Below are 9247 nucleotides of genomic sequence, written 5' to 3' on the forward strand. Positions count from 1 at the left end.
CTCGAACGAGGAGACCTCATGCCTGACGTGGAGTTCACCAACCTTCTGGCGGTCACCGTCATCGCCCTGCTCGCGCCGTTGACGCTCGGCCTGTCGCCAGGGCTGCGCCTGCCCGCAGTCGTCCTGGAGATCATCGCGGGGGTGGTCGTGGGGCCGCAGGCCCTGGGCTGGGTCGAGGTGGACCTCCCGGTCTCGATCGTGGCCCTGCTGGGTCTGGCGTTCCTGCTCTTCCTCGCCGGCTTGGAGATCGACGTGCACCGGCTCCGCGGAAGGGTGCTCCGGCTCGCGGTGCTGGGCTACCTCGTCACGGTGGCCCTGGGTGTCGCCGCCGGTGTCGCCCTCGATGCCGCGGGCTGGGTCGACAGCCCGGGGCTCGTCGCGATCACCCTGTCGGCGACGTCGTTGGGGCTGGTCGTCCCCGTGCTCAAGGACGCCGGTCAGGTCGACACCGGACTCGGCCAGGCCGTCGTCGCCGCGGCCTCGGTCGCCGACTTCGTCGCGATCGTGCTGCTCTCGTTGCTGTTCTCAGGCTCGGACGCAGGTACCGGCAGCCGGCTGGTGCTCCTCGTCAGCTTCGCGGCCCTCGTCGCCACGACGGCGGTCGTGATCTCCTACGTCGCCAGGTCCCGCCGCCTCGACATGACGTTGACCCGCCTGCAGGACACGACCGCGCAGATCCGGGTGCGTGCGGCCGTCGTCCTGCTGGTCGCCTTCGTGGCACTGGCCGAACGGTTCGGCCTGGAGAGCATCCTGGGTGCGTTCCATGGCCGGCGCCGTGGTGGGGCTGCTCGACAAGGACTCCCGGGCGCACCCGAACTTCCGGGTGAAGCTCGAGGCGATCGGTTACGGCTTCCTCATCCCGGTGTTCTTCGTGACCAGTGGGCTCCGGCTCGACCTGAGCGGCCTCCTGGAGAACCCGTCGGCCCTCGGCCGGGTCCCGATCTTCGTGCTCGCGCTGCTGGTCGTCCGCGGACTACCGGCCATGCTCTTCGGTCGGCAGTTCGACCGTCGCTCGGTGGCCGCGGCCGGCCTGCTCCAGGCGACGTCGTTGCCGTTCATCGTCACCGCGACCCAGATCGGCGTCCTGACCGGCCTCATGAGCGCCGTCACCGCAGCGGCGCTGGTCTGCGCTGGTCTCCTGTCGGTGATGCTGTTCCCGGCTGCTGCCCTCGCCCTGCTCCGGGCCCAGCGGGCCGACCAGCTCCAGCGAGGGAAGCAACGTCAGACCCGGTGACTCCAGATCGTCGCCCGGATGTCGCTGGGGCCACGGTCCGAACCCCCAGCATCGGGACGAATACCGAAAGGGGACGTACTGTGGCCGGATACGGCCGTCGATGCCCAGACCCCGCACTGACGTTGGCCGTAGCGGCGTGCGCTCAACCCGGCCGGGGGGCTCATGGGAACGCGCACGCTGTGGTCGTACGAGGTCGAGCTGACCGCCGAGCTCGCCAGTGCGTCGAGGTCGCGGGGATTCGTTCGCCGGCACCTGTCCGTGCACGGGCTCGCGCACCTGAGCGACAGCGTCGAGCTGGTCGTCAGTGAGCTCGCCACCAACGCGGTGCTGCACGCCGGGACCCGTTTCACGGTGTCGCTGCACGCGTTCGAGGACACGTTGCTGCTCGAGGTCGAGGACGGCTCGTGGACCGGGCCGTGCCAGGCGGTGTTCGCCGAGCCAGGCGCGGTCAGCGGTCGTGGCCTCTCGATCGTGAACCTGCTGAGCCGGGACTGGGGGGTGGACACGCAGGCGGGCGGCGGCAAGTCGGTGTGGGCCGAGTTCGAGCTGCCGTAAGAGCGGCGTCGAGTCGCGTTTCTGGTCGTCCAGACCGGTTTACGAAGATTGGCGCGTTCGAGATCGGGGCGGACGTGAGCAAGGAATAGTGACGGGTGTCCCGGGAACCGCGGCTCCCTGCGAGGCGAACGAGGTGCATCTGTGAAGCACGTTGTGCGGAAACGCGCGTAGTGCCGACACGCCGTAGCGGCGACGACGACGAGCGCGCGCACGAGATCGTGGCGGCCGCGGACGCGGCGACCAGAGCCGCGGACGACGCGCACGTGGTGGCCCTCTCGGCTGCCGACACGACGCTCGCCGCTCAGGAAGCCGTCTCCTCCGCCAGCGAGGTCGCCTCCACGGCGAAGCTGGCGACGGCCGCCACGGTGGCCGCGGCCGCTCGGGCCGCGGCCGAGGTCGCGGCGCAGGCAGCCGTCGCGGTCGAGTCCGACGCCATCTCCCGTGCGCTGGAGACCGCGGCGCAGGCGGTGGTGGCGCTGGAGACGATCGCGGCCGAGCTGTCCGACGACGTGGACCCGGACGGTGCCAACCGAGCGGCCGCTGCGGTCGCCGCGACGGTCGCCGCGGAGGTCATCGCCCAGGTGAAGGCAACCGCCGACGCGGCGGCCAAGGTCGCCCAGGCGGTCGCGGTGGCGGCCGACGAGGCTGCGATGGCTGCGGCGACCGCAGCGGCGATCGTCGACCTGGCAGCCGGCAGCGCGGAGACTTCCGCGCACGTGGTGGCGGGCTCGAGCGCCGATACCCAGGCCGCGTCCGGTGCGGTCCTGGTGTCCACCGCACACGTAGCCGACCTGGCGCAGCGCAGGCTGGCCACGCTGCACCAGCACCCGATGGTGGTGGAGCTTCGGGACGCACTCGCGCACAACGAGCTGCTGCTGCACTACCAACCGATGTACGACCTGGCGACCGGTGCGATCGTCGGGGTGGAGGCGCTGCTGCGTTGGCAGCATCCCCGGCGGGGGCTCCTCACACCGGTCGAGTTCCTGGACGTGGCTGAGGGACCTCACCTCGTCGTGCCGATCGGTGACTGGGTGATCGGTACGGCGATCGCCCAGGCCTCGCGGTGGCACCGGGCCCTGGGGTCGCGGGCGCCGGTGATGTGGGTGAACGTCTCCTGCAACCAGCTCGGACAGCAGCACCTCGCCGGGCTCGTGGAGGCGCAGCTGACGCAGGTCGGCCTGCCGGCGTCGCGGCTGGGGATCGAGGTCACCGAGCGGCAGCTCGCGACCCGCGTCGACGACGTTGCCGGTGACCTGGTGGCGCTGCGGGAGGTGGGCGTCGGTCTCGCGGTCGACGACTTCGGCACCGGGTACGCGTCCCTGGACTACCTGCGGAGGTTCACCTTCGACGAGATCAAGATCGACGGTTCCTTCATCGCCGGGCTCGACCAGGACCCGACCGACACCGCGGTGACCTGCTCGATCGTGGCGCTGGGCCGGGCCCTGGACCTGACCGTCGTCGCGGAGGGAGTGGAGACGCAGGCCCAGCACGACCGACTGCGCCAGCTCGGCTGTTCGGTCGTCCAGGGCTACCTGTTCCAGCGCCCCGCGGCCGCCGAGGTCATCGACCGCGTGCTCCGCTCGCAGTCGGTCGACGCCTGACCACGCCTTCAGCGCGGCCGGTCGTCTCCTTGGCGCGCCGGCCTCCGGTCCACGGGACCCCGGGACGTTCGGAGGGCGCCGTTGACCGCGGGTACGACAGGCGAGATGGTCGACGGAGGGGGCCGGCACTCCAGGAGGAGGGTGCACGATGACGGTGCTGTGGTCGGACGGCACAGCGAGGGCGGCACCGTGAACCGACGCCCCGCCTCACGCCACGACCTCCGGCGCGTCGGTGGTCTGGGAGGTGTGCTGGTTCTGGTGCTCGTCCTGGCCTCCGGTTGCGCCTACGCCACCCAGACGACCGGACCCTACGTGCCCCAAGGCGGCGTCGACGCGCGCAACGCCACCCTGGACGTGGACGACGTCTGGATCGAGGCCCCGCACGGCGTGGCCGCGGGAGGCGGTGCGAACCTGCGGCTCAGCATCTCCAACGAGTACGGGGCGCGTGACGCCCTGGTGGGTGTCCGGGCCCCGTTCGCGGCGCACGTGCAGCTGCGACTGGGCGGCCGGGACGTGGGTCGCATCCCGATCCCGCCGTACGCCTCGGTGAACCTGCAACGAGGGCGAAGCGCCGGCGTGCGGCTCGACGGCTTCCGTCGCGCCGTCGAGGCCGGCCGCTGGGTGTCGATCAGGTTGCTGTTCAGCCGCTCGGCACCGATCGCCCTGCAGGTGACCCTCGGTCCCCTGGGCGCGGATCACCTGGACGCCTCGGCGCCGGTGCGGGCGGCACCGTCCCGGACCCGCGTGGAACGATGCGCGGGTGAGCGACTTCTCGGATGACTGGCAGGCATGGCACGACGCCCGGGAGCGACGGCTGCGCGATCCGGCGGGGTGGATGGCGATCACCGCGATCCACTGGCTGACCGACGAGCCCGAGAGGTTCGACGACGTGCCGGGCGAGTGGACCGGCGACGCCGGCGGCGCCACGGTCACCCTCGTCGACGACGAGAGCCTCGCGACGGAGGAGGCCATGCTGACCAAGGGGATCCACCATCTCGGCCCCCTCGACGGCGCCGGCCTCACGGTCACCTTCGACGGTGCCGTCGCGCAGGTCGCCGACCGCGGCGGCCGCGTGATCGTGCGCCCGCGCCACCCGGACTCCCCGAACCTGCGGACGTACGCCGGCACGCCCTGCTACCCGGCCGACCCGTCCTGGGTGGTCGCGGCCCGCTTCGTCCCCTATGCCGAGCCGACCGCCGACGCGGTCGGCGAGGTCGTCTTCGACCATGACGGCACCGAGCACAGGCTGGTTGCCTGGGACGGCGACGACGGCCTCTGGATCCTGTTCCGCGATGCGACGTCCGGCGTGACGACGTACCCGGCGAACCGGCAGCTGGTCACCGCGGCGCCCTCGCCGGACGGCGAGGTGTGGATCGACTTCAACCGGGCCCACAACATGCCGTGCGCCTACACCGACTTCGCCACCTGCCCGCTGCCCCCGGCGGGCAACACGCTGCCGTTCGCGGTCGAGGCGGGGGAGAGGATCCCCGCGCGGCTGGGGTGACGCCCCCCGAGCCGCCCAGCGAAGTGCTCAGGTCGCGGGCTCGTCGAGAACGAGGCGCTGCCCACCGTCCACCAGCTCACGGCACACGTCCAGGTGGCCCGCGTGGGTCGCGGTCTCGACGATCACGTGGAGCAAGACCTCTCGTAGCGAGGAGTAGGGAGGGTTCCCGCCGCCTTCGAACCACCAGGCCGGCCGCGTGTCCAGCGGCAGGTCGCTGACGGCCGCCGTCGCCAGCCGGCACTCGTCCGCGTACTGCTCGAGAAGCTCTTCGTCGCTCTGGGTCTCCGGTGCCGTCCAGCCGTCGTACCCCTGGGGGAGCTCCACGGGCTCGCCCGCCATGACCGCGCGGAACCACACTCGCTCCACATCGAGGGTCAAGTGCCGGAGGAGACCTCTCGGGGTCCAGCCGGAGGGCACGTGTGACCGACGACGAGCCTCGGCAGGCAACGCCCTGACCTGCTCTGCGACATGCGCCCGCTGGGCGTCGAGCCATTCCAGGAGCTCACTCTTCGTGGTCTGTTCCGCGTTGATGTCCACCCGGGTAGTCAACCCAACGAGGTGCGTCCGGCCAGCATCGGGTTGCCGCGCAGCGCCCTCTCTCGCCGGCCGCGCGAACGTAGAGTGCTGTTGGGCCGTCTCGTGCCACGGGTCCTGCCACTCGGCTGCCGGCCCGTGGTGGAAGGAGGAAGGGTTCATGCAGACACCTGCGGTCGTCTCCCCCAGGAATGGCAAGAGGCATGGGAGCGCATGCTCCTGAAGGAGAAGCAGCTCACCCGGGCGCGCGACGCGCTGGCGGCCGAACGCCGGCGCATGCCGTGGATGCTCGTGGAGAAGGACTACCGCTTCGAGGGACCGAACGGGGCGGCACGTCTGCTGGACCTGTTCCAGGGCCGCCGCCAGCTGATCGTCTACCGCGCCTTCTACGCGCCGGACATCACCACCTTCGCCGAGGGCGGGTCCTACCCGGACCGTGCCTGCGTGGGCTGCTCACTCGTGGCCGACCAGGTCGCGCACCCGGCGCACCTGAACGCCCGTGACACCGCTCTGGCGTTCGTCTCGCGAGCCCCGCAGTCGGACATCGAGCACCTCAAGGCGCGCAACGGCTGGCAGCTGATCCCTTGGTACACACTGACCGACGACTTCGACGCCGACTTCGGAGTGGACGAGTGGCACGGCACCAACGCCTTCATCCGGGACGGCGATCAGGTGTTCTGCACCTACTTCCTCAACGCTCGTGGCGACGAGGCGATGGGCAGCACGTGGAGCTACCTCGACATCACCGCGCTCGGACGCCAAGAGGCGTGGGAGGACTCCCCCGAGGGCTATCCCCAGAGCCCGCCCTACCAGTGGTGGAACTATCACGATGCGTACGGACCAGAGGCGTAGCCCGGCGCACCGCGGGGTGCAGGGACGTCGAGGTCGCGAGTGTCCGCCAGGACGTTCCTCAGGTGTCCCAGCGCGCTCACCTCGATCTGACGTGCCCGCTCAGCGGTGACCCCGAGCCTGTCGCCGATCTGGCGCAGGGTCTGCTGTGGCACCCCTATGCCGTAGTGGGCGCGGACGACGACACGTTCGCGATCACCGAGTCGCTCCGTCAGCTCGAGCACGTCGTGCCGTTCCAGCGCGTCGAGCACCGTCTCGAATGCCAGCTCGGCAGCACCGTCGGGGAGCTGGTCGCGCAGAGCGGCGGCTCCCTCGGCGTCCCCGGTCAGGCCGGGCTGATCCAGGCTTCGCGGCGTACGCGCGGCGAGCTCCAGGTGTTCCAGATGCGGTCGGGACAGTCCCGTCGCCCGAACCAGCTCGTCGCTGGTCGGCTCGGCTCCACGGGCCTGGAGGTGCTCGCTGCGGGCCGTGACCAGCGCGGCGAGGTCCCGAGCGGCCCGGTCGGACAAGGCGACGGGGCGGGTCAGCTCCGCGACGAGCCGCTGCATGGCCTTGCGGACCCAGAACGACGCGTACGCCCAGAACGGGACGTTCCTGGTGGCGTCGTACCGACGAGCCGCCGAGAGCAGCCCGACCACGCCCTCCTGAAGCAGCTCCTCGCGGAGGACCCCGTCCCCGATCGGGAAGTGGCGGGCCTGCGCGGAGATAGCCGGAAGGAAGGCGTCCACCAGGCGCCGGCAGGCCTCGGCATCCCCGGCCTCGGTCGCGACCACGAGATCGCGCTCCTGCCGGGAGGTGAGGTGTACAGGAACAGTCACGACGCATTGCCTGCCTGAGCCGATGGTGTGCCGACAGTTACCCCTGCCCGAGACTCTCCGATGGTTCCATCACCGTGCAGGTGGGGGAACCCTCCGGCCCAGTCCGGCGCCGCCGTCCCTTGAGCGCGGCCCGTTCCGGCTTATTGGCCTCGGAGTCCAGTAGTCGCCGTCTCAGTCGTGAGGTGCGAGCAGCGTCCCGACCGCCGACACCGCCGGGTCGCTGCACAGCCTCTGTCGACGCCAAGGAGCAGCCATGAGCACCGCACACATGACCATCCCGTCCCCGCCGGAGGATCAGGACCTGGCGACCATCCCCATGAAGTTCGAGGTCACGCCCCTGCCGGTCACCGACTTCGACCGCGCGAAGTCCTTCTACCAGCGCCTCGGGTGGCGTCTCGACATCGATCTCCAGTTCACCGAGCAGATCCGCGGCGTGCAGTTCACACCGCCTGGCTCGCCGGCATCGATCCAGTTCTCGCCGCCGGGCGCGGGACCGCTGCAGCACCTGTTGCTGATCGTCGAGGACATCGAGGCGTCCCGCGCAGAACTGGTGGACCGCGGCATCGACGTGAGCGAGATCTGGCACGGCGCCCCTGGGCAGCCTCCTGAGCCCGGCCGCGATCCGGAGGGCGGCTCGTACGTCAGCCAAGCGACCTTCTCGGACCCGGACGGCAACCAGTGGGTCCTCCAGGAGGTCACCGAGCGCATCCCCGGCAGGGTCTGATCGAGCGGGTGAGGCCACGGACCGGAGGGCCTGGTACGCCCCTCAGCTCCGACCGCCTGCCGAGGGGACTGTGTGGTGGTCGACGAAGACCTGGTTGCCCCCTTCGGTCGCGACCAGGCGCAACCCGCGCAGGCGCCGGTTCTCGCTGCTGCCGAAACCGTCCGCGTAGCGTCGGACGAGCACCTCGACCTGGCCGGACCGCAGGTAGCGCATCATGTCCCGCTGCCACCTCGCGTTGTGGCTGCGGGACCGCACCGTCCCGTCGGCGAGGGGCACGGCCTTGTCCCGGCCGTAGAGCAGTCCGGCCGGGTCGACGAGCTCGGGGCACCCGTGCCGCAGGTCGTTGCCGAAGGCGTCCAGGAGGACCAGCGCACCGACGGAGTCGCTGCTGACGCACCGGGCTCCCGCCACGGAGCTGCGCAGGGCCGCGGGGAAGGTGTGTCCCGTCTCGGTGGTGCTGTCCAGTCGGGCGGTGCTTCCGAGGGCGCCCCCGATCAGCAGCGCCAGCACGACGACGGCGGTGACGTGCAACGAGCGGACCACGACGCGGGTGTGGGGAGCGCGGACGGCGACCGCCGTGACCGCGGCGGCCGCGGTGAGGGCGATGGCAGGCGCGACGTACGCCGGGTAGAAGGTGTAGAACGAGGGGCTCGCCACCAGCACCAGCAGCTGGGCGACGAGCAGGACCGTGAACGGTCGGCCGGGTCTGAGGGTCAGCCAGGTCCACACCAGCAGGGGAGCCACGACGGCGGCGGCGACCAGCACCACGCCGCGCGACCCGGTGTGCATCTCCCCGTGGGCGTACAGGGCGAGCCCGCCTGCCAGCCGGTCCCAGACGGTCGGAGGGGTCCGCGGCCGGCCCAGCTGGTCACCGATCACCATCGCGACCATGGCCCCGCGGGCAGCCAGCAGGAACGGGAGGCAGATCGCCGTGCCGGTGAGCGCCAGCGCGGCGAGCACGTGCGCCGCTGCCCGGGCGCCCCACCGCCCGGTGCACCAGAGCAGGACCACCAGCACCGGCACGGCGGCCCAGATCTTCACGGTGAGGGCGAAGCCGAGGCCGGCCCCGGCCACCACCAGGGCCCACCGGGACAGCGGCCCGCGGTGCCGGGAGAGGACGGCGAGGGCGATCAGCAGCCCCAGGCTCAGGTAGGGCTCCAGCCGCGGTTGCGTCTCCGCCATCACCGCCGGACGCCAGACGGCGTAGAGCAGGCCACCCGCCGCAGCCCCGACCAGGCTGAAGCGTCGGGCGGCGAGCACGACCAGACCGGCATCGACCGCTCCGACGAGCACCGTGAGCACGCGCGCGAGCTCGAGCCCGAGCGTGTCGTGGGTCAGCTTGCTCACCAGGCCCCACGGGGCGAGCGCCACGATGATCCCCGGCGGGTGCAGGAAGACGAAGTCCCGGTAGGGCATCCGCCCGAACGT

10 protein-coding genes and 1 pseudogene are annotated in these 9247 nt (G+C 71.5%); 8 read left to right on the top strand and 3 right to left on the bottom strand.

Annotation, left to right across the window (positions count from 1 at the left end):
- Positions 1 to 18: 18 nt before the first annotated feature.
- The 6 genes and pseudogenes from KRR39_RS25810 to KRR39_RS02130 all read left to right on the top strand — a co-directional run.
- Positions 19 to 696 (top strand): annotated as a pseudogene (locus KRR39_RS25810) (cation:proton antiporter domain-containing protein); the annotation flags it as partial.
- A 67-nt stretch (positions 697 to 763) separates the two neighbouring features.
- Positions 764 to 1234, top strand: a complete 471-nt coding sequence (locus KRR39_RS24165; RefSeq protein ID WP_254185459.1) for a cation:proton antiporter domain-containing protein — start codon at positions 764 to 766, stop codon at positions 1232 to 1234.
- Between the two features lie 162 nt (positions 1235 to 1396).
- Complete coding sequence (locus tag KRR39_RS24170; protein ID WP_254185460.1) at positions 1397 to 1789, top strand: ATP-binding protein; 393 nt, start codon at positions 1397 to 1399, stop codon at positions 1787 to 1789.
- A 170-nt stretch (positions 1790 to 1959) separates the two neighbouring features.
- Entirely contained in the window at positions 1960 to 3390 is a 1431-nt protein-coding gene (locus tag KRR39_RS02120) for a putative bifunctional diguanylate cyclase/phosphodiesterase (protein WP_216940330.1), read from the top strand.
- Positions 3391 to 3636: 246 nt separating this feature from the next.
- Complete coding sequence (locus tag KRR39_RS02125) at positions 3637 to 4170, top strand: copper chaperone PCu(A)C domain-containing protein (protein ID WP_216940332.1); 534 nt, start codon at positions 3637 to 3639, stop codon at positions 4168 to 4170.
- Entirely contained in the window at positions 4151 to 4894 is a 744-nt protein-coding gene (locus KRR39_RS02130) for a DUF1684 domain-containing protein (protein ID WP_254185461.1), read from the top strand. The genes KRR39_RS02125 and KRR39_RS02130 overlap by 20 nt, the downstream gene beginning before the upstream one ends.
- A 27-nt stretch (positions 4895 to 4921) precedes the next feature.
- Here the strand turns inward: KRR39_RS02130 and KRR39_RS02135 are convergent, their stop codons facing one another.
- Complete coding sequence (locus KRR39_RS02135; RefSeq protein ID WP_216940334.1) at positions 4922 to 5431, bottom strand: DinB family protein; 510 nt, start codon at positions 5429 to 5431, stop codon at positions 4922 to 4924.
- 210 nt (positions 5432 to 5641) lie between these two features.
- Here KRR39_RS02135 and KRR39_RS02140 point away from each other — a divergent pair, with 210 nt between their 5' ends.
- Positions 5642 to 6280: a DUF899 domain-containing protein gene (locus KRR39_RS02140; protein ID WP_254185462.1), complete on the top strand. Its 639-nt coding sequence runs from the start codon at positions 5642 to 5644 to the stop codon at positions 6278 to 6280.
- Here KRR39_RS02140 and KRR39_RS02145 read toward each other — a convergent pair.
- Positions 6253 to 7095 carry a sigma-70 family RNA polymerase sigma factor gene (locus KRR39_RS02145; protein ID WP_216940338.1) on the bottom strand — a complete coding sequence of 281 codons (843 nt, stop codon included), beginning with the start codon at positions 7093 to 7095 and terminating at the stop codon, positions 6253 to 6255. The genes KRR39_RS02140 and KRR39_RS02145 overlap by 28 nt on opposite strands.
- 253 nt (positions 7096 to 7348) lie before the next feature.
- Here KRR39_RS02145 and KRR39_RS02150 point away from each other — a divergent pair, with 253 nt between their 5' ends.
- Positions 7349 to 7819 carry a VOC family protein gene (locus tag KRR39_RS02150; protein WP_254185463.1) on the top strand — a complete coding sequence of 157 codons (471 nt, stop codon included), beginning with the start codon at positions 7349 to 7351 and terminating at the stop codon, positions 7817 to 7819.
- 42 nt (positions 7820 to 7861) lie between these two features.
- Here the strand turns inward: KRR39_RS02150 and KRR39_RS02155 are convergent, their stop codons facing one another.
- On the bottom strand, positions 7862 to 9235 hold the full coding sequence (locus tag KRR39_RS02155) for a glycosyltransferase 87 family protein (protein ID WP_216940351.1): 1374 nt from the start codon (positions 9233 to 9235) through the stop codon (positions 7862 to 7864).
- Positions 9236 to 9247: the final 12 nt, after the last annotated feature.

Source organism: Nocardioides panacis (genome assembly GCF_019039255.1).
Classification (GTDB): Bacteria; Actinomycetota; Actinomycetes; order Propionibacteriales; family Nocardioidaceae; genus Nocardioides_B; species Nocardioides_B panacis.

Bases quoted from the DNA above. Each gene is read 5' to 3' on its own strand.
- KRR39_RS24165 (WP_254185459.1), top strand. From the start codon at position 764: ATGGCCGGCGCCGTGGTGGGGCTGCTCGACAAGGACTCCCGGGCGCAC.
- KRR39_RS24170 (WP_254185460.1), top strand. From the start codon at position 1,397: ATGGGAACGCGCACGCTGTGGTCGTACGAGGTCGAGCTGACCGCCGAG.
- KRR39_RS02140 (WP_254185462.1), top strand. From the start codon at position 5,642: ATGCTCCTGAAGGAGAAGCAGCTCACCCGGGCGCGCGACGCGCTGGCG.
- KRR39_RS02150 (WP_254185463.1), top strand. From the start codon at position 7,349: ATGAGCACCGCACACATGACCATCCCGTCCCCGCCGGAGGATCAGGAC.
- KRR39_RS02155 (WP_216940351.1), bottom strand. From the start codon at position 9,235: ATGCCCTACCGGGACTTCGTCTTCCTGCACCCGCCGGGGATCATCGTG.